Annotated in this window: 24 protein-coding genes; 3 read left to right on the forward strand and 21 right to left on the reverse strand. The window is 35.0% G+C overall.

Translation table 11 applies throughout. From position 1 onward, the window contains the following. Window positions 1–166: 166 nt before the first annotated feature. The 6 genes from yiaA to KHA94_RS21735 form a co-directional block, all read right to left on the reverse strand. On the reverse strand, window positions 167–637 hold the full coding sequence (gene yiaA / locus KHA94_RS21710) for an inner membrane protein YiaA (protein ID WP_213104209.1): 471 nt from the start codon (window positions 635–637) through the stop codon (window positions 167–169). Between the two features lie 220 nt (window positions 638–857). Then, window positions 858–1421 (reverse strand): MOSC domain-containing protein, encoded by a 564-nt coding sequence (locus KHA94_RS21715; RefSeq protein WP_213104210.1) that lies wholly within the window; start codon window positions 1419–1421, stop codon window positions 858–860. 217 nt (window positions 1422–1638) lie between these two features. Then, window positions 1639–1893, reverse strand: a complete 255-nt coding sequence (locus KHA94_RS21720) for a DUF1292 domain-containing protein (protein WP_213104211.1) — start codon at window positions 1891–1893, stop codon at window positions 1639–1641. Between the two features lie 286 nt (window positions 1894–2179). Further along, complete coding sequence (locus KHA94_RS21725; RefSeq protein ID WP_213104212.1) at window positions 2180–2419, reverse strand: hypothetical protein; 240 nt, start codon at window positions 2417–2419, stop codon at window positions 2180–2182. Window positions 2420–2782: 363 nt separating this feature from the next. Next, a complete protein-coding gene (locus KHA94_RS21730) occupies window positions 2783–3274 on the reverse strand; it encodes an NUDIX hydrolase N-terminal domain-containing protein (protein WP_213104213.1) in 492 nt (163 codons plus the stop codon). A gap of 149 nt (window positions 3275–3423) precedes the next feature. Then, window positions 3424–4608 carry a carboxylate--amine ligase gene (locus KHA94_RS21735; RefSeq protein ID WP_213104214.1) on the reverse strand — a complete coding sequence of 395 codons (1185 nt, stop codon included), beginning with the start codon at window positions 4606–4608 and terminating at the stop codon, window positions 3424–3426. A gap of 283 nt (window positions 4609–4891) precedes the next feature. On the opposite strand from KHA94_RS21735, the gene KHA94_RS21740 reads away from it, so the two are divergent. Both KHA94_RS21740 and KHA94_RS21745 read left to right on the forward strand, forming a co-directional pair. Next, window positions 4892–5086, forward strand: coding sequence for a hypothetical protein (locus KHA94_RS21740; protein WP_213104215.1), 195 nt, complete (start codon window positions 4892–4894; stop codon window positions 5084–5086). After that, complete coding sequence (locus KHA94_RS21745) at window positions 5086–5283, forward strand: YwbE family protein (RefSeq protein ID WP_213104216.1); 198 nt, start codon at window positions 5086–5088, stop codon at window positions 5281–5283. Before KHA94_RS21740 ends, KHA94_RS21745 begins: the two co-directional genes overlap by 1 nt. 39 nt (window positions 5284–5322) lie before the next feature. Here KHA94_RS21745 and KHA94_RS21750 read toward each other — a convergent pair whose 3' ends face one another. The 13 genes from KHA94_RS21750 to KHA94_RS21810 all read right to left on the reverse strand — a co-directional run bounded on the left by KHA94_RS21750 (window position 5323) and on the right by KHA94_RS21810 (window position 16368). After that, window positions 5323–6033 (reverse strand): hypothetical protein, encoded by a 711-nt coding sequence (locus KHA94_RS21750; protein ID WP_213104217.1) that lies wholly within the window; start codon window positions 6031–6033, stop codon window positions 5323–5325. 19 nt (window positions 6034–6052) lie between these two features. Further along, window positions 6053–6826 carry a Cof-type HAD-IIB family hydrolase gene (locus KHA94_RS21755; protein WP_213104218.1) on the reverse strand — a complete coding sequence of 258 codons (774 nt, stop codon included), beginning with the start codon at window positions 6824–6826 and terminating at the stop codon, window positions 6053–6055. An 88-nt stretch (window positions 6827–6914) separates the two neighbouring features. Then, window positions 6915–7103: a hypothetical protein gene (locus KHA94_RS21760; RefSeq protein WP_213104219.1), complete on the reverse strand. Its 189-nt coding sequence runs from the start codon at window positions 7101–7103 to the stop codon at window positions 6915–6917. Window positions 7104–7259: 156 nt separating this feature from the next. Then, a complete protein-coding gene (lepB, locus tag KHA94_RS21765; protein WP_213104220.1) occupies window positions 7260–7808 on the reverse strand; it encodes a signal peptidase I in 549 nt (182 codons plus the stop codon). 154 nt (window positions 7809–7962) lie between these two features. Then, on the reverse strand, window positions 7963–8463 hold the full coding sequence (locus tag KHA94_RS21770) for a VanZ family protein (protein WP_213104221.1): 501 nt from the start codon (window positions 8461–8463) through the stop codon (window positions 7963–7965). Window positions 8464–8680: 217 nt separating this feature from the next. Further along, window positions 8681–8905, reverse strand: a complete 225-nt coding sequence (locus KHA94_RS21775) for a hypothetical protein (RefSeq protein WP_213104222.1) — start codon at window positions 8903–8905, stop codon at window positions 8681–8683. A gap of 148 nt (window positions 8906–9053) precedes the next feature. Next, complete coding sequence (locus KHA94_RS21780) at window positions 9054–9755, reverse strand: Type 1 glutamine amidotransferase-like domain-containing protein (protein ID WP_213104223.1); 702 nt, start codon at window positions 9753–9755, stop codon at window positions 9054–9056. 17 nt (window positions 9756–9772) lie between these two features. Continuing rightward, on the reverse strand, window positions 9773–10486 hold the full coding sequence (locus KHA94_RS21785) for a GNAT family N-acetyltransferase (RefSeq protein ID WP_213104224.1): 714 nt from the start codon (window positions 10484–10486) through the stop codon (window positions 9773–9775). Between the two features lie 500 nt (window positions 10487–10986). After that, entirely contained in the window at window positions 10987–11424 is a 438-nt protein-coding gene (locus tag KHA94_RS21790) for a GNAT family N-acetyltransferase (protein ID WP_213104225.1), read from the reverse strand. 97 nt (window positions 11425–11521) lie between these two features. Further along, window positions 11522–11869: a hypothetical protein gene (locus tag KHA94_RS21795; protein WP_213104226.1), complete on the reverse strand. Its 348-nt coding sequence runs from the start codon at window positions 11867–11869 to the stop codon at window positions 11522–11524. Window positions 11870–11948: 79 nt separating this feature from the next. After that, window positions 11949–13703 (reverse strand): ABC transporter ATP-binding protein, encoded by a 1755-nt coding sequence (locus KHA94_RS21800; RefSeq protein WP_213104227.1) that lies wholly within the window; start codon window positions 13701–13703, stop codon window positions 11949–11951. Then, window positions 13700–15442: an ABC transporter ATP-binding protein gene (locus KHA94_RS21805; protein ID WP_213104228.1), complete on the reverse strand. Its 1743-nt coding sequence runs from the start codon at window positions 15440–15442 to the stop codon at window positions 13700–13702. The genes KHA94_RS21800 and KHA94_RS21805 overlap by 4 nt, the downstream gene beginning before the upstream one ends. A gap of 455 nt (window positions 15443–15897) precedes the next feature. Beyond that, window positions 15898–16368, reverse strand: a complete 471-nt coding sequence (locus tag KHA94_RS21810) for a VOC family protein (protein WP_338030855.1) — start codon at window positions 16366–16368, stop codon at window positions 15898–15900. Between the two features lie 221 nt (window positions 16369–16589). Here KHA94_RS21810 and KHA94_RS21815 point away from each other — a divergent pair, with 221 nt between their 5' ends. Continuing rightward, window positions 16590–17255: a restriction endonuclease gene (locus tag KHA94_RS21815; protein ID WP_213104230.1), complete on the forward strand. Its 666-nt coding sequence runs from the start codon at window positions 16590–16592 to the stop codon at window positions 17253–17255. 1036 nt (window positions 17256–18291) lie between these two features. Here KHA94_RS21815 and KHA94_RS21820 read toward each other — a convergent pair. Further along, complete coding sequence (locus tag KHA94_RS21820; RefSeq protein WP_213104231.1) at window positions 18292–19269, reverse strand: ornithine cyclodeaminase family protein; 978 nt, start codon at window positions 19267–19269, stop codon at window positions 18292–18294. Between the two features lie 61 nt (window positions 19270–19330). Further along, window positions 19331–20584, reverse strand: coding sequence for a dicarboxylate/amino acid:cation symporter (locus KHA94_RS21825; RefSeq protein ID WP_213104232.1), 1254 nt, complete (start codon window positions 20582–20584; stop codon window positions 19331–19333). Window positions 20585–20620 lie beyond the last annotated feature (36 nt).

Raw genomic sequence — 20620 nt, forward strand, 5'->3', positions numbered from 1 at the left:
TAAAGTGAAACTTCCATCAGTGGGGGTTTTTCCCATCCCCCACTGATGGTTAGTTTAACCCATCGGGCTTTTACGGGCAGTTGTCCCCCACTTATCTTCCTCGCTTCTCTCTCAATCTTGAGGTGGGGGTCTACTGCCCGTTAATGCGGGATAAAAATGCATTAACTCAATCTTTTTCTCTTGCCCTCTGTGTATCTCTTATATTCTTTTGAACTGTTATAGCTGCAAATAAACTAAGAACAAATGCCATACCATAAAATCCTTTTTCGCTTAAAACAATACTTCCTGCATTGTATAAACCGATGGCCATTAATGAAATAGATACAATAAGTGCGAACCAACTAATACCATAATAAATATTAGTAACGGGTATTCCCTCATCTTTATCTCTAACTGCTTTTTGTAAAGATATCGCCGAATAAAGTCCGAATACTAAAACTGCAAAGTAATATCCTTTTTCGTTCAATTGCATATTTGCGTTAAACAAACCTATAAGATAAGACGCAACACCTACTAATAGCGCTGTCCAAGAAGCCCCTTTGAAGGCTGAAGTCGGTTCTCCCTCTTTCCTTTCTTCCTTCACTTTTAAATCATTTCGTTTTCCATTATCTAACAAAACTTCATTATCATTGGACATGCAATGTTTCGCCTCCATCTTTTAATCTAATAAAAATAGAGCACCAAAGACACTGTAGTGCTCCTTCCTACATCTATTATATAGAAATTTCTTACAAATAATATATAATTTTTCTTAATTTCCATTTATAATTCCTGAACTCACGACTTGCTAAACTAACCTGCCATTAAGTTGAACAAGAAAAAGCGATCTTCATTATTGAAGTATCGCACCCGTTAGCTTAAACACGATCAAGTTTTTTAAATGGTTTTGGTGGTAATTCAACATGAATGCAATCACCAGGTTTTACTTCCCCACTCTGCAAAATTATCCCCATTATTCCAGCTTTCCTTATTAGATTACCATTATCATCGTTATCTAAAACCGCCTTCAAAAGACCAGGTTTAAAATTATCTATTTGAGCACAAGGATTTCTTAAGCCTGTTATTTTTACAATTGCATTTTTACCAATATACAATATCGTGTCAGTAGGTAATTCAAGAAGATTTATTCCGATAGTTGTAATATTTTCACCCATTTGTCCAGGTTCTATAGTAAAAAGGTTTTTTAACTCTTCAAATAACTCACTGTGAATTAAATGGACTTGTCTTAGATTCGGCTGATTCGGGTTTTGTGCAACTCTCGAACGATGTTTAACAGTAGAACCATAGTGTGCATCCCCTTCAACACCTAATCCTTTAACTAATTTTATACTTTGTCGATTTTCTTTACTAAATGTATGTTTATCACTTAAACTAACTGCTATGACTTTTCCTAAATTAGAACTTTTTATTTCTTCATTCAACCATTTTCTCCCCCTCAATCATTTCATCAATATTCGTTTATCTCTTCTTTAAGTAAACTCCCTAATAGTTCAATATTCGATAAATTATTAACTATTCCTTCTTAAACAATCTATCAATAAAGACGCCTTCTTATTAAAGAATGGTGCACGATTGCTGAACAACAAAAAAACCTTGCATTAGCAAGGTTTTCATATTCCTTTTTTGTCCTATAAAGTATTAGTCTTCTTGCATTATTTCATCAAAAGCTGAAGAAACTCTGTCGAATTCCTCGTCGCTTTCAATGGCTGTGAAGTCTCCATCTTGATTGACCTTTAAAAAGAAAATATCAATGTCTTCCTCGATTTCTTCTTGAAGATCCTCCACAAAGCCGACTGCAACGTATTCTGTCCCTTCCATATTTACCACTGCAAGCACTTCAATTTCCTCGCCCTGGTCATTTGTAAAGATTTCGCCTACTTCAATTTTTTTCATGAGATAGCCCCTTTCCTTTTTTAAAAATTTTCTTGCACGAATGATCGTTTAGAAGGATTCATAATCATTATATTTCCAAAGCAGACTAGTTTCATGTAGGAAACCCAAATTTAAACATTAAATATACAATTATTAATATATTACAAAATCATCTGAAAGTTCAAGCTACCACTAACCTACTCTTGTCGATCCTTACTTATCTTAATAGTATATATTTAGTATTACCATTAAAAATTAATCGCTTAATTTAAGTACAATAGGTAATCACTTCCATTATTCTGCTCTGTTAGCTGAACAATAAAAAAGCGATTTTCGATATTGAAGTATCGCACCCTTCAGTTAAATAAGACAATATTTTTTTCTGAATTGCAGGGTATATTATTGCACCGTAATTTACAGCTGAAATAACAGTTGATGAAAAACTTAAAACATCAACAATTATTATAATGTCTCCACGTTCGGCTGCATTTCTTGCACCACGGATACCCCATTCAACTCGACAAACATAAGGAGATAGATTAAACACAAAGCCACCTCTTCTAAAGAATACTTCACACATTACAATTCAATATCAAAATGGTAATACCTTTCTAACAGGAGTGCTCCCTATAGTTAAATATGGAAAAATTGCAAAATAAACGACAGCTGAATTTTATAGGATAGTAAAATGGTTCTTTTTTGAAAAGCTACTCAAAATTATTACAGATGCCATTTGTTCTTGCAGACAGTCCTCAAAATATCAGTCTACTGTTTCAATACACCATACATTATTTTTAATAGTTTTCTTTTTAATCATTATTGAAATTCATAAACTCAAATGCCCTTTTAGCCATTTCAAAGTGATCGCCATGCCATTTTTCCACTTCAGTGATATTATAGAATTCGATTTCTAAGCTTTCAAAAGATGTTTGCAAGCTCCCATCCATAATTTCACAAACAAAAAGAGGATGGTAAGAAGTATGTGGCTGTCCAAAATCTCCAGCTTCCTTGTAAAAATATCGATGAGTTCCTTAACCTTTACATTCAACCCTGTTTCTTCTAAAAACTCTCTTTTTAGTGATTCTTGTGGACTTTCTCCAGCGTCGCACCATCCGCCTATAATCCCCCATGTCCCATCATCAGCACGACGCTCTAAAAGTATCTTTCCATCTGAAGAAAAAATAACACCGTTAACACCAACCTTTGGTGTTATATGTCCAAGTTCATCCTTAAACTTTTTAAGAATAATATGTTTCTTAACATCGCTTATTTCCGAGTATTCATTACTTGCCAATTCCAGCAACTTTTCATATCTTTCAATATCATACGGATTATTTGCATACTCTAACCCAAGTTGTGCAATAGAACGAATTTGGTCTAATAACGAAAGTCTACTCTCCAATTTTAATCATCACCTACTATTTATAAAAATATTTCATCTTCCATAAAAAACCAATTACAAAACTCCCCGTAAGTACAATAAGTTCACCAAAGAAGGTTTAATTCTACTAGATCAACGCACCATTTTATTGATTACACTTTGACAACCCCCTATGATTTCGAAAGTCTACTAAACACCTTGGAATTCATCATCTTCAAAAATGAAAAGGTTGGTTTAGGATCATTCCAATCCCATATGGCATATGTCTTTTTCCTAAATAATGTAGGAATAATTTGTGGAATAGATAGTTGTCCCGTTTTCATATAATCTTTTATGGCTAAAATATCTTCATACGCATAACAAAACGCTATATTTGTATCATGTTCTATTGCTTTTGTTCCAATTTCTTGTTTTGTTAGCTCTAAATAAGTTATATAAGGAAAGTTAACGCCAACTTTATTGAGCATGTTATTAAGGGTCGTAATCCTCGCATTGATTTCAATTAAATAAAATTTGCCTGTTTCGGCATCCTTTTTGAACTCAATCTCAGCAAACCCTTTATAATGAATATCTTCTAAAAACTTCGCACCTATCTCATATAACTCTGGAACATATTTTTGAACAGTATACACGGAAGCGCCAAAGTTAATGGGGAACTGTCGATATTTTTGACAAGTAACCCAATGTGTGACTTTAGATTCTTGATTTAAATAGGCATCAAACGTGTACATATGATCATCGAACCCTGGTATGATTCTTTGTACAATTACTTCTAAACCAGCATCATTCGCTTTTTTGATTGCTGCTTCTAACTCTTCTCTATTTTGGACTTTAAAAATCTTCCGTCTAAATATTGCGACGAATGCAGGTGAATCAGTGGGTTTAACAATACAAGGATATTTTATGTTTTCTTCGATTTTTTCAATGAAATTCTCTTCATCTACGCGTACTGTTTCTGGTATTAGTACCCCTTTTTCCTTTGCTATTTCATTCAATATTTCTTTATTCATTACATTTGTCCAAAGTCCCTGTTCTGTTTGCGTAATCAGATAATACTCTTTTAATTCTTCTAGATGTTGATCAATGACCTCAACGTATGAATCATGACATGGAATAAGGACGGGAGGGACACTTTGCCTTTTTGCATAATCAATTAAAAATTGAACAAAATCATCTTTCTCATTTTTGTAATGAGGAGCAATAAGCCTCTCTGAACAATATTTAGAATCCGCCGCGTAATTATATTCACTAGAATAATCCACTGCCACCGTCTGAATTCCGTGCACACCTAAGCACCGAATTGCACTTAAACCAATATAATAATTGCAACCTAAAATAACAGCTTTATTATTCATTGCACAACCCCTCGAAAGTAGAATGGCATTTGAAAATCATTGATAATTAACACTTCAATAGATTCATATACCGGTACTTCAATGCACTCTTTTTTTGAATTTTGTGTTAATATCAGATGTATTAATATTAACAAATTTTTACATGAAGGAGGATTGTTTTTTCATTTATTTAACGTAGAAAACGATAATTTAATGTCCATAATTAATTTAGTTGCCCTTTCACAAACAAGTGAAAATAGATTATACTTGACTAAATATCATATCCAATAAGGAGGAGAAACCTATGACTGAGAATAATCAATCTGAAGCACCTAAAAAGAAAATCAGCCTGCAAGAGGCAATGAGACAGCAGCTTGAAAACAAAAAGAACCAGGCCTCCGCTGGTAAAGGAAAAGCGCATGGCGACCTTTCAACAAAAAAATTAAAAAGCCAACAAACCAAAAAAACAACCAATACCCGCAGAAAAATGGGTGTCTAATGAACGGACAAAACCGGAAGGACGTATTGCCAGGCATCCCTGTTGATATTGTTTTAAAAGCGGATCAAAAAACGGGGAAGCTTACCAGAGGCATCGTGAAAGATATTCTCACCAAATCAAGCACCCATCCACACGGCATCAAAGTCAGGCTAACCGATGGACAGATTGGCCGTGTGCAGGAAATTCACTCTGAATAAAGTGATAAAGCATTCAAGGAAAGTGGCCTGAATGCTTTTTTACTTCTTTTTTGATAATTCTTGATCAATGATTTCTTTTATTTCCTTGTTTCCAATTGCTCCAGAATGAAATGTATTCGAATCAGCCCAGTAAAGTTCTCTAAAGGTGACTCCGTTGTTTAGTTCAATCTCTAAGAAAACAGGTTCTCCTTCTTGTTTCCCCTCTTTATATAATTTTTCTACATCCTCTAACTTTAATTGATACCAGGCATCTAGAAATTTATCTTTTGAAGATTGCGAGAAAGTGTGCATTCGACTCCCATCTTCTGTACTTTCGATATAAATATTTTTCACCAACTGATCCATTGCGTATAATTCGCCTGCGGTTTTGGCCTTTTTATTTTCTTCTGCTACAAACACCCTATCATTCGCTACTACGACAAATGAAGATGGATATCCTTTTATTTTAAAAACTGGTGTACCCTCCTCTAAATAAGCAGCATCACCATTTTTTGTCTTGTGATTACTACATGCACTATCAGCCATCTTGTAGGTTACTTTCCCAATCTCACTGCCTTTTTCAATTGATAGAGGAATATTCCCATCAGTCTGATCAGGAAAATGATGCTGATATTTTATATCATTGATCATGACCACATCGACCCATTCAATTTCACCATCTGGGCAACCACTTAATGGTCTGAAGGTGCTGCAAGATGATAATAAAAGGGTTAAGATCGAAAGGATAGATATATATATTAAAATATTCATACTCCCCCTCCATTTAAGGTCAAATTATCCCATACTGTTTTAATGCAAACTCAATACCGTCTTCACTTGATTTTTTCGTGACGAAATCTGCAACTTTTTTTAATTGTTCAGTCCCATTTCCCATCGCTACACCAAGCCCAACTAATTCCAACATATCTATGTCATTATCTCCATCACCAAACGCTATTGCCTCTAATTTATCAATATCAAAATACTGTAAAACTTTCATGATCGCTAAAGATTTAGATATTTCTTCTTGCAATACATTTAACACAAAAGGATGCCATCTTTTAAAGGTTAGATGGGGAAATTTTTGAGTGTATTTCTTGGCAATTTCGTCATTGGCATACAAACACATTAAGTATACGTCTTGATTATAAATATGTTGATTGATGGCAGGATAATCATTCAATGACAAAGTCTTCTTTAATGCTTTTAAGATTTCAGTATCTTGCACACCGTTCATGCTAAATTCTTCAGTGAAGAATGACAGACCATGGTTCTCTGTGAGTGCAAATTCAAACACTTCTTGAATGATATTTTTATCCATCGGCACTTTATGAAGAATCTCTTGATTGTGCTTTACATATGCTCCATTCGCGGTAATGAAGGTATCTATTCCTAATTCTCTTATTTCATTGCACATAGATAACGGTCTTCCTGTTGCCGCTACCACCCTTATTCCTTTGTTTTTTAATACTTTTATTGCTTCTTTAGTATTATTTGAAATACTTCCATCTTCGTGGTGCGTAATCGTTCCATCAACATCTAAAAATACAATTTTGTAATCCATAAAATTCCCCTATCCACATTATTCCTATTCTCTTCATTTTTGGTCTTCCTATTTAGTCGATAGAACTTGATATCAAGCCAATTTCCTCTTAATTAATTTTGCCTCTCAATCGCTTTTCTAGGTTGTTCATCTTGCGGATACTTTTGTTCGAAATAATGAATGACATGTTCAAGAAACAATCTGTAGCCCAGAGTACAGCAGTTTGATGATTTACTGCTTTAAGAAGCTCTTCAATTGCCTCTTTCGTATCTGAATCTACAAATTTTTGCTCTGTCATTTTATCCCACCCATTTTAGAATTCATTACCTACTACATTTCTGTACAACAAAGATTAAATCCTTCTTCCAAAAATCTGCATTGGCTAATACAAAAAGAAAAAAAAGCTGCTATCTGCTCAATCGCTCTTGAACCTTAGCAACTCCTACTTCTATTTTTATTTAGGTATGCCGATTTCTTCTAATGGATAATATCGAAATTTCACTTCTCCAATAACCGAATCATAGGGAACTAGTCCGAAAAATCTACTGTCCTTACTCACTAAACGGTTATCTCCCATCACAAATAACATATCTTTAGGGATTTTTGATTTTCCTGTTTTTTCTTCCAATGAAAAGTCCTCAGTCAAATTATTGAATGGATTATCTTTTTTATTTTCTATCAAATACGGTTCTTCTATTGCCTCCCCATTAATATAAAGAACATCATCTTTCATCTCAATATGATCTCCAGGAAGTCCAATTACCCTCTTAATATAGTGTTCACCCTCAACATCTGGTGCATCAAACACTATCATATCAAATCGCTGAATTTCAGACGTTTTGCTCAAAACCACTTTATCTTGGTCTTGAAAGGTAGGTTCCATTGATTCACCAAATACAGTCGTAGTTGTGAAAAGAAATTGTTTACAAATAAAAGCGATAATGAAAGCAAATGCAATTGATTTTATCCAAGAATAAATTTCTTGTTTCGTACTTTCTTTCATAATTCTCCTCCTAATGCAATTCTTGTTTTGATTTACATTAATCGTACTCTATGTCATGGAATATGAACAAGGTTTAGCCCAGTATCTTATTACGACTTTAACTAAAAAACACATAAAGTTTTTCAGGACAAACCTTATTTACATAGACTACCTTTTAAGTATTCGATAAGCTATTTTTTTGCTGTCCCTGCTTGTAATTTATAAATGAATAAATGAGTTTAATTGGTAAGTAACCTAATACTCCTCCAAGTGTATTTAAAATTAAATCGTCAACATCAAAGCTTCCAAAATGAAATAGCAATTGAAGAAGTTCAAAGGTCAGACTTAAACAAAATGTTGATATAGTAATTTTTTTAAAACTTAGTAATCTTTTTGATAGTAACGGAAGGATGAAACCAAATGGTATGAATCCAATAATGTTCCCTATTAAATTATCAACCCGAATATTTATATTTATATCTGCTAAAAACAAATAAAAAATAATCGTTTTAAAAGGTATAAAGTTATGGCTATTCCAGTAAGGAGCACTATAACTAAAAGTAAAATGATTAATTATTTCCTGCATTGGGAGATATTTAAACAAAATTAGTTTCGAAAGAATGATTAGATATAGACACAATAATAGTGTTAATCCCACTTTTACAAAAATCTTCATTATTAATTATCTCCTAATTGATTTTTATAGCTCTTGCACAGTTATTGCTCTTCCTGGTATTTATACAAAAAGACTTACTTATGTTATCTTAGCTCATATAAATGAAATTCACTTTCTGTGATTTTCGCAAGAAACACATTCTTATCCTCTTTAACTGAATAGATTTCAGTACCAGCTTCTAATGAATTCGAAGCAAAATCCGAGTTTGGTGAAATATTTAAGGTGACTTTTTTTTAACTTTTCCAACCAGTTCATCTATTGTATATTCACCATTTTTTAGATCTCTAACAGACACGTACTCCTTTCCATCTATAAATAACATAGCTGGACCATCCTGATGTACTTGTATAATCTTATCTTGATTGGTAGTAGTATTTTGATTGGCACACCCAATCATTATTAATATAAGGAAAACTAAAATAAGGCACTTAAAAATTCCCATTATATAACCACCTTTAATTGTAAGTATTCTCCAAACACTTAACTAACACCTTCTAAAGGAAAGCCGCTTCATAAACTTGTCACGTAACTTCATGAAACAAAAAGCATTACCGTTTTCCAGTAATGCCCTCATTCGTTGAAAAAAATTTCTATTTATCACCTAAATAAATGGTATTCACTTCAGTTTCAATAATTCCAAGATCTCCACTTTTAACGAAGTATGCTTTCGCATTCGGTCTTGAACTTACAGTCTTGATTAATGTTTCATCTACAAAGTGAAAAGCTGCTCCGTCATCAGCTGCATAGCCTTCTTGCATTTTCCCCTCTAAGATTAATTGATGATAAGAGGGTCTCCTTTTTTCCTCTCCATCATAGTGAGGGCTATGGCTTCCCTTCAAAAAGCCTAAACAATCTAATTTATATAATGGGGCATTTATTGGGTCAGTATGTCCTTCTTCAAACCAGCAATTTGAACCAGCGCTTAGTCCAGCAAGAATCGTCCCGTTTTCATACGCTTTTCTCAAAGCTTTATCTAGTCCCCACTCCTTCCACAAAAGAAGCAAATTTCTCGTATTACCACCACCAACATATATGACATCTTTCTCAAGTACATATTGCTCTAAATCTTCAAAGTTTGGCTCAAATAACGATAAGTGTGATGGCTCGCATTTCAATGTTTTATATGCCTCATAAAATCTTTCAATATAGCCTGCTGCGTCTCCACTGGCAGTTGGAATAAAACATACTTTTGGCAACTCTTTCTTAACTTGAGCTAGTATATACTGGTCGAGTAGAAGGTTTTCTGGTTCCATCGAGAAACCGCCTCCACCCATTGCTATGATCTGTCTCAATTATTTACCCCCACATTCTATAAGGAATATTCCAATGATATGACACTATTTTTATGTTGATCGCATCCGTTCGCACTCATAATTTTTCTCATTGGGAGGTTTTCTATTTTTGTTGCCCCAAGATAAGATTTTGCCTTAAATTCATGCTGCAATCTGTATAACCCTATTAAATGCAGGTCCTTTCCAAACCCTTTTCCAAGAAATTTAGGATAAATTCCTATCCAAAAAATCCGTCCTTCTTGATCTGTTTCAGGTTCAATATGAGGAAACACCACACCAATAGGTTCATTGTCAATGAGATAGACAGTAAACATTTTATTCACTTGTGTTGGCAGTTCACTTCCCATACTCATAAGAAATTTCTCTGTTTTATCTACACCCATCATTTCAAATAAAAACGATAAGGCCCTCGGCTCTGTTATTGACCATACTTCATAAGGTGGAACCGAAATATTAAATCGATCTGAAAATTCCTTCGTAAATATGACTCTTTCACCAACGATTTTCATTTTTTCTTTCATATTGCTTAAATTATTTAAGAGAGTCATAGGACATTCAAATAATATTTTTTTATGTTCACTTCTTGTTATGTTCGATATAAGTTCATTTATATGAGCGTCTATTTCACTGGAATTACTTAGTTTATCATTGAAAATTTCTAAAAGAATTTCAAAATCATTTTTCATAATAGGGACTCCAGCTTTTTTTAGCTGCTCCAATAGTCTTTCCAATTTAATCAGACTCCTTCTACAATAGTTGGAGCAAACATACACTATGGGATCAATAAATTTTTTAAAGTTTCTTACTCTTCTTAATAAAAATTAAGCATCCCTATTTTAAGGAATGCATCTTGTTTAAGCACCATTCATTTTTCTAAGTTCAATAATATACCCAATGAATCCAATAAAGCCTCCAACCGCAAATATTATAGGGAGATATGATAAACTCGATATTGGATTCTCACTCATTAAACCATATACTCCATAAATGCATAAAATAAAGCTACAAACTAATCCAACAATTACTCTTATCCTTTTATTAATTTCAAACACCTCCAAAAAATCTAGGGATTATTCGTAAAAAAGCACCTATTACAGAAATGGACAACTCTTAACCTACGCGAAACCGTTACGAAGAAAAGAAATTAAGGCTACAGCTGTCCATAACCATTGGCTTTTTGTAAACCACCTTTATTTACATGCATTAGGAAAATATTGTTAAATCCAGTTGCTTATAACGGCAAACTCATAGTAACTGTTCTTATGTTAAAGCCCAGTTTTTCGTATAGTTTAATAGCTTGATTACCTGCAAATGCACTAAGTCGAACTTCAGGATATCCATCTTGTTTTAGATGGTCAATGGCCGTTTTCATTAACCTTTTAGAAATCCCGCTCCCTCTAAATTCTTCTAAAACAAATAGTTCATAAATAAATCCATTCATCCTATCGGTAAATTGATCTTTGCTTGCCCCTATAAGAATCCAGCCCATTAAATTATCGTTTTCTGTTGCTATTAAATAATAGCAACCCTTTTCAAGCAGCGGTTCAACAAGATGTTTAATTTTTTCATTTGTCGGCTTTACTTCACCCAAAGTGCCATCAAATACAGCTTGTGGAGAAAGTAACATAACCTTCTTAAGCTCTAAATCGTTAGGTTTTCTAATATCCACTTGTCATCACGTCCATTCATTATCCTTTTATAATATTAACCTAATACTCTAGAATCCTTCTTTAAATTACATCTTCTACTTTATCTTTACCATGTTCTTATAGTAGGTCGGTATGTTTTTGAAATAGCTCTTTAGCGTACTTACTTAATAAGTGAGAGTCGGTTTTTTTCCATTTTTCAAGATTATTCTCATAGTTTTGGTTAAAGATTGCCTTAGATAAATTCCTACAAATGACAAAACTTGAATAAGGATGCGGATTTTCTTTATTACTGTCTGAATCTGATAAAAACTTTTTCATTAAAACTCTATTGTTTAACAGATGATAAATGAGCTCTACTAATTTTGCTCGGTATTCTAAGTCTGACGAAAGAAGACATGGGAAGTCTTCATAATCCGAAAAATGTTGTGCTTCATGAGCAAGGTATGAGTATAGTTGCTGTCTCAAATGGAATAACCCCATTCTATTTTATGAGATTCTAGAGAAATTTCCGTAACAAATCACTGTGAATAAGTATCCGCCCATTCTACGGACGGATACTTATCTTTTCTTGTAGTGATTTTGCCTGCATTTGATACATTTGGTCATAAATGCCGCCTTGAGCCAGCAATTCATCATGCGTACCTTGTTCTTTAATAACACCGCGTTCTAATACAAGAATACGGTCGGCATTTTTAATGGTTGAAAGACGGTGTGCAATAATAAAGGTTGTACGTCCTTTCTTAAGAACATCCATCGCATGCTGAATGATTTCTTCTGTCTCGGTATCAATATTGGATGTTGCTTCGTCCAATATTAAAATCGCAGGGTCAAAGGCGAGCGCACGCGCAAATGAAATTAGCTGACGCTGGCCAGAAGAGAGTGTGCTTCCTTTTTCAATAACAGGTTCATCAATTCCTTTTTCGAGATGGCCTAGTACTCGTTCCGCACCAACCGCTTTCAATGCTTCTTCTACTTTTTCCCTTGTAATTTTAGGATCATTCAAACTGACATTGGACGCGATCGTTCCTGTAAATAAATATGGATCTTGTAAAACAATGCCCATATGCTGACGCATCGTCTGTCTTGGCACAGTCGTTACGTCGATACCATCAATATAAATCTTACCCTTAGATGGATCATAGAAACGGAATAGCAGATTCATAATGGAGCTTTTTCCAGAACCGGTATGTCCAACAAGGGCCACCGTTTCGCCGCGATTCGCTTCAAATGATACGTTTTTCAAAACATATTCATCGTTTTTGTAAGCAAATGACACATCATCGAATAGGACATGCCCATCATATCTTGGCATCGTTTCTTGCGATACCGTTTCCCCTTTTGTATCTAACACTTCAAACACGCGGTTCCCTGCCACAAGTGAGCGTTCTAGCTGGGAAAACTGATTGACGATTTGCGTAATCGGATTGAATAGTCTCGTTAAATAATCAACAAATGCATATAGAGTACCTGAAGACACGATCTCTGCTGTCGTAAGGGATTGTGTCCCAAAATAAATAATAAAAATCGTAAACATAATGAGACGAATCGTATTCACTAAGTTAAAAGACGTTGCTGAATCTAATAACAATAATTTTCGCTGATAGGCATAATGTTCATTATTCATTTCATCAAATTCTTTCGTCATTTGCTTTTCACGACGAAAGGCTTGAATAATGGTCATGCCTTGAATGGATTCATTAATCATGGCATTAATATCAGCAATTTTTTTACGAATCACTTTATTGTATCGCGACGCAAATTTTCGATATAGAATCATCCAAAGATAGACGATTGGAAGCAAGATTAAGGCAATGATCGCCAATTTCCAATTTAAAATAAATAGCGCAATATATACACCTGCTATCGAAATGAATCCTGTTGCAAAATTAGAAAGGACTGTCACATATAAATTTCTTACTGCTTCTGTATCATTGGTGACACGGGCCACAATTTTTCCAGCTGGCAGATTATCGAAATACTGAATTGGCAATGTTTGAATGTGACCAAATACGTCCTGACGTATTTTTTGTACAACACGGTTTGCACCACTTTGCAAATAAATATACATAAAGTAACGTAAAATAGCTGTTGCAGTGGCCAAAATAAAATATAAACAAAGCAGCCAGGCAATCGGTTCTATTTCAATTTTTCCAATTGTCATATGCTCATCGATAATATATTTCGCAATGAATGGACCGGCAAGATCCGCAAATACGGCGGCCGTTAAGAAAAATAGCCCAAGAAAAATAGGTCGTTTAAAATCCATGGCATATTTCAATAATCGCTTACTCGTACTCATGACCCGCCTCCTTCTAGCTGCTGACGGTCAAATTGCTCTTTATACCAGCCATTTTGTTGAATGAGCTTTTCATGTGTTCCTTGCTCTGTAATTTGTCCCTCATCTAGCACGATGATGTGATTTGCATGCTGCACACTAGACAAGCGATGTGTCGTTATGATCGTTGTCTTGCCGCTTCGTTCATTCTGAATGTTTTTAATAATACGAGCCTCTGTTTTGGCATCGACTGCTGATAGTGAGTCATCTAGGATTAATATTTCAGGATCTTTAATAAGGGCACGTGCAATCGACACACGCTGCTTTTGTCCCCCTGATAAAGAAACCCCTTTTTCACCAACAAGGGTTTCAACCCCCATCGGTAAATTTTCTAAATCCTTTTCAAAGTATGCAAGGCGAATGGAGTTCTCCAAATCAGCATCTGTTGCATCCTCTTTACCAAACAAAATATTTTCTCGAATTGTCCGCGAGAATAACACATGATCCTGTGGTACATATCCGATCCAATCAAGAATCTGCTCTTTTGTCTGCGAGGCGATATCTATTCCACCAACAGTTAATTTACCTTCACCAAGTGGATATTCACGCAGTAATTGTCTAAGGAACGTCGTTTTTCCTGCGCCTGTTTTCCCAACAATGCCAAGCGTCTCTCCCTTTTTAAGTGACAAGGAGATTTGCTGTAGGTTTTTCACCTGGCTTGTTGGATATTGAAACATCAAATCATCGAAACCAATGGTACTCGGTGTCGTAATCGCAACCGGATTTTTCGTGTTTTGAACGTCTGCTTCGTAGTTGAGGGTTTCTTGTACACGATCAAGTGAAGCATTCCCTTGCTGCATGACATTTATTAACTCGCCAATGGCAAAAATAGGCCATACCGCAAGCCCTAAATAAACATTAAATGTGACGAGCTGACCGACCGACATTTCGCCGTTTGAAACTAGAAATGCACCGTAACCAAGGGCCACGACATAGCTAATTCCCGTTCCAACTTTCGTGATTGGTCCGAATAAAGCGTTTATCTTGGCTGTATACATATTTTTTTCGTATACTTTTTCACTCATACCAGCGAAATTGGCTTCATCCTTCTTCTCCTGGACGTAGGCACGAATCACACGTACACCTGCAACAGACTCTAAGACACTATCATTTAGTTCGCCAAATGCGTCCTGAGCCTTCATATATCGTTCATGTACAAGCTTACCTAAATACTGAATGAGCACAGCCATAATAGGCACAGGCAGCATGGCGAAGAATGTTAATTTCCATGAAATCATAAAGCCCATCGCACAAATAATGGTGCCTAGGAATAAAGTAGAATCAATTAATGTCATGATCCCAAATCCTGCTGTTAAAGAAACAGAATTTAAATCATTTGTTGCACGCGCCATTAAGTCACCCGTACGATTTTTTTCATAGAATGTTGGCGTCATTTTTAAAAATTGAAGCATTAATTTACGACGCATTAATTTTTCAAGATTAAGAGCCCCTTCAAATAAACGATATTGCCACAAGAAATTCAAAAAATAACCGAAGACAATTATGGCAACGAATATGAGTATATATTGGCTCAAGATCGCTTTTGTCATTTCACCAGCTGTTAAAATATCGATAATGGAGCCAAGTAAATACGGTGGAATCACTTCCAAAAAAGTGGCAATCATTAATAAAATAATAGCAATGGTATATTGCTTCCAATACTGCTTAAAAAACCAGCCAAGCTTTCCTAATACATCAAACATATATCAAACCTTCTTTCTCACACAGGCTATGAACATTGCTACCCACTGTCCAGCAACTCCTTTTTGAAAATCAATCTTTTTTGTCTTTTCCACATTGACATCTACTCCTCTTTAATCAATTCACCAAAAAATTCCAACAAAAAAGATGCATACCCTCAAAAGAGCATACATCTCAAAAAAGGTATAGAAGTAGCCCCCATACCTTGCTTCTCGTTAGAAATTCACAATTTTACAGAAAATAGGTATGGACAATATATGAAATTAGTCGTTTTGAAGCAAGCATTTGATCTCTCATTGCCCATTCCTCCTTTTCCTGTAAAAAATTGTTTAGTGTTCTTGAAGATTATCACCTTTTTCGTATAATTGTCAACAGTCAGACAAGGGATTTTTTGTTACTTTTAATATCCTTTTATTAAATAAAGTCTGAACAGATTTTTCTAGTTAGTAACAAAAGATCAATCTACATTTTTTTCTGTATTGATTTCTTCCCATTTGCTTAAATGCATGGTCGGTAATTCGAAATTAGGGTTTTGATCAAGAACAGTAATGTATTCTAATGAATTGCCATCAGGATCTGCAAAATAGTAACTTGCTGCAGGCATCCAAGTATGAACGATCGGTTCACTCGCATCTAAACCGAAGGATGCAGACAATTCAATTCCTAAGCTAGAAAGAATTTCTGGTACACCAAGTAATTCATCATACGTTACACCAAATGCAAAGTGAGAGCGTGAAAATTGATGATCTGATACTTCCCATATCCCTAGCATTTGTGCTTTTTTAGACGGATCTCCCAGCCAAAAGAAGGCAACTTTCCGATCAGGAATGATGTGTGCCAACTCCAAACCTAACATTTGATAAAATGCTACTGCCTTACTTAAATCTTTCGTCTGAATATGTGTTTCATATAATTGTGAATGTCTCACTCTGCATCTCCTCCTTGTTTTCATCTACCTTAATCCTAGATTAAAAAAGAAATAAATGAATCAAGAATTCGATTGAATCAATCTACACCTTTAGTCTTAGAGAGGCTTTCATGACGAAATGTACTTGAAGAAGACCTTATCGTTAAAGATTTTTTTTGTTACTTTAACCAATGAATAACCTCCTTTTCATCAGAATAAACATGGACAAGAGGGGTGGTTGGATGGGTAAAAGAAAATATAGAAGAAAAAATTCATGGATACAAAATAAGATTGAATGGGTAATTATTTGTGCCGTATTCTTTTTTGCATTGTCAAATAAGTTTCTCCACGCATTGCAGCAATTTATTATAAAATTAAAATACCTAATACAATCTTTAACTGCCGTGGATTGGTTTTTAATGGTTGTAATAATTACTTCGTTAATTCTTATTAATTATTTTTATATTAATAATAGAAAGATAGGTCAAAGACATTTTGAACAAGAACAAGCAAAAATAAGAGTATTACGAGACTCAGAATATCAAAAATTAATTTCTATGAGTCCTTCTAATTTTGAAAAATATGTAGCGGACCTTTTTACTACAAAAGGATATGACGTAGAATTAACTCCTCTTACTGGAGATGGTGGAAAAGACATTATTTTAAGAAAAAACAAGGAAATCTCTTTGGTGGAATGTAAAAGATATAATCAAAACAATAAGGTTTCTCGTCCTGAGATTCAAAAGTTTCATAGTGCATTAATTGACATGAATGCAAAAGAGGGTTACTTTGTTACAACAGGATACTTCACTCAACCTGCAATGACTTATTCAATAGACAAGCCGATAAAATTGATTGATCTCCCAAGACTAATTGAATTCATCGAAGAAGCAAAAGGAAGCCCATAGCCATATGACGAATAACAATATCATATACTTCTGTATGATTCATGCGATACGGGTGTTTATAAATTGGAAATTAAAGAAACAGATTTGACATTAATGGTAGAACAAGACAGTATACAATGAAATCATTTAGGATTTTGGTGAGTTTAGCTCTCTAAAAAAAGGAATACCTTAAAATTAATATTAATATCTAATGGCCAAAAGACAACTGGATTAGATCAACAACTTGTTTATGAAGAGTTTATAGATTTCGAATATTATGATGAATATATACCCAAAAGTAAAAAAGAAGGAATGAAAAAAGGTAATTAGTTCCTAAGGAAATAAGGTTTGAATGAGGAAAAGACAAAGTCAGAATGCGCTAACTTTAATATACGTTCTAAATGATTAATGGAATTATTAAGCCAAATAATTAAGGCTACTTAAAACTGAAGAAATTATGTTCAGTCTTGGTTCTTCAATACCATTGCTGTATTATGATGCTAGTTGTTCCGCATATCTTTGATTGACGGTCATAGTTCCATCAAAGCCATTGCTGTATTATGATTCACCTCCTTAAAATCTTTGATGAAATTGGTTTGCCAAAAGGAGTGGCTAATCTCGTCATCGGGCAATCTGGTCTTGAGTGGCCGAAGCCTTGCGCAGAGGGATCATCCAATAATTCCCCCTCACCAACCAGAAAACTCTCCTTTACCGAAAAAGAGTCCAGAGTGTAGACAAAGTATATTTCATTACCTTTTCAGGCTGAACTCTCCTTAAGTTGGCTATAAATGCAATTGGAAGAAGCGTTAAAATGCTCAGCAAGACATCCATTAGGTTTGATGATTTAACTCACTCGAAAAAAGCCGACACTATTTTATTTTTAGTGTCGGCTTTCGTTATTAAATAACTTTAATAAGAGAACAGTAACTGTCACTCCACGAAAAATGTGGCAGTTATTAAGTTCCTTCAATAAATCTGAGTAGTGGCAGGGGTGACTCTCTCTCTATCCATCACCATTCTTACAAGTGAGACAAGGAAACTGTCCCCATGTCCCTGGCTAAAAGTTAATACTAGTTCCTATTTTATTTTTAATGGCTTTTTCGTAAAAATACTTGGCTACTACAATGTCTACAACTGCTAGTCCTACAGATTTAAAGAGAGTAATTTCTTGGTTGCTTTCTCTTCCATTTAGTTCTCCATTTACAATTTGCCCGAGTTCTCCATAAATATCACCAGGTTTAAAAACGCCTTCTTTTATTGGGATTTGGAAATCACCTGTTTCTTCAAGAGCCGCTTCGCTCGATTCGACTACAACCTTATGAGCTGAAGAAATGGCATGAGATGGAATCTCTTGCATCGTAGGCCTGAATGAACCAACTGCATTCACATGAACACCAGGTTTTAATCGTTCTGAAAAAACCGGTGTTGTAGAGTTTGTTGTCGTTACTATAATGTCAGCTTCACATACTGCTTCATTTGAATCTGAATATACCTGTACATGTTTATCAAATTTCATTCTAATATATTCAGCAAATTCCTGTGCTTTCTGTTCTGTTCTGTTATTAAGGAAGATCTCTTCAATGTCTCGAACAGTCAGTACGGCTTCAAGCAGACCTTTTGCTTGTTCTCCAGTACCAATGATACATAGCTTCTTTGCATCTTGACGAGATAAATATTTCGTTGCTACCCCTGATAAGGCACCCGTTCTAATCATTGTTAAATAGGAGCCTTCCAAAAGAGCGATTGGTTCCCCTGTTTTAAAGTCCGATAGCATTACGACTCCTGTTATCGTTTTCTTACCTAAATTTTTGTTATTGGGAGCTACTGCTACTACCTTTAATCCAACACTGCCAAGTTCTTCAGCAACAGAAGGCATGATTAATGCTGTATTTTGATCATTATTAAAAGGAAGAGCGGCACGGATAGGTGTAATCGTCCTTTTCGCTGAAAATTCCTTTAAAGCAACAGCCACACATTCAATAATTTCATTCATGTCTGCTAAACTTCGCAGTTCATCAGTATTTATTACTAACATAGGTTCTCATCCTTATATCTTTACTTGGTGGGATGTGAGGGTATGTCCCTTGTCCCAATGGTTAATGACTAACATCATCTATTCCTGCCAACATCATACTCTCTTCTTTTCCATCTGAATAATGGGGATTTCTCCGGTGAACAATCTGTGTTCCTGCTAAATCACCTGTTATATTGACAACCGTATTGCCCATATCAACAATAGGGGAAACTGCCGCAATGATTGGTATTAACGTAAGTGGAAGACCTAATGTAGAAAGTAATAGGGATGCCGTAACGACATCTGCCCCTTTTACTCCTGCACAGCCCATTGCAAGAACAACACCTAAAAAGGCAATCTGTAAAATCATACTAAACGTAATAGGGATCCCGTAAAGGTTTGCTGCAAATACAGCTAGAACCCCCAGGGTTGATGCTAATCCATTCATATTTATTGTCGCGCCAAGCGGAAGCGTGAATCCATATATGTTTTCAGGTATTTTGAGTCCCTCTTTTGAAACCTCCATTGATGCAGGAAGTGTTGCGCTGCTTGATGTTGTACTGCAGGCTACAAGCATAGCTGGACTTATTTGCTTATAAAAGAACAGTGGGCTTGTTTTTCCTAATCCTTTCAATAAAATCGGATATATTATTAAAAGAATAATGAAGAAACCGATAAATGCCGATAATACATATCGACCAACTTCGATAAGCATTTCCAATCCAAGTGTTCCGATAATGTTAGCTATTAACGCCATAATTCCGTAAGGAGCAAAGTTAATGACGATTTCTGCAATTTTGATCATCAGGTCTGCTCCTTCTTGGGCTAATTCACGAATTCGTTTCACTTTGTCTCCAAGAAGAACGATTGCGATTCCGACAAAAATAGCAAAGATAATAATCTGAAGCATATTGGTTTCTGACATTGATTGAAAAATATTTGACGGAACCCATTGGACGATATTGTCTAGAAAACTAAATTCTTCATGCTCAGGAGCTTCCCCTTTATCGAGAAGTCCTTTCTCACCTTTACCCGGATTAATCAAGAGGGCGGTAACAACCCCACTAATTGTGGCTAGTAAAGTGGTTAATACATAAAAAATCAAAATCTTTCCACCAATAGATCTCAACATTTTGATATCTTCGAGCTTGGTTATGCCAGATACAATACTTAAAAATGCCAATGGAACGATAAGCATTTGCAGCAAACGAATAAAAATATCCCCGATTGGTTTTAAAATGGCGGTTTTTGGTCCAAACACAAGACCTAGAATGACCCCCACTAATACACCGATGAAAATTTTCACATAAAGCTTTTGATTTCTCCACCATTTCATGTAAACAACCCCTTACCGGTTCCCCATTACAGGAGA

This window comes from Cytobacillus citreus, from assembly GCF_018343665.1.
Classification (GTDB): domain Bacteria; phylum Bacillota; class Bacilli; order Bacillales; family Cytobacillaceae; genus Cytobacillus; species Cytobacillus citreus.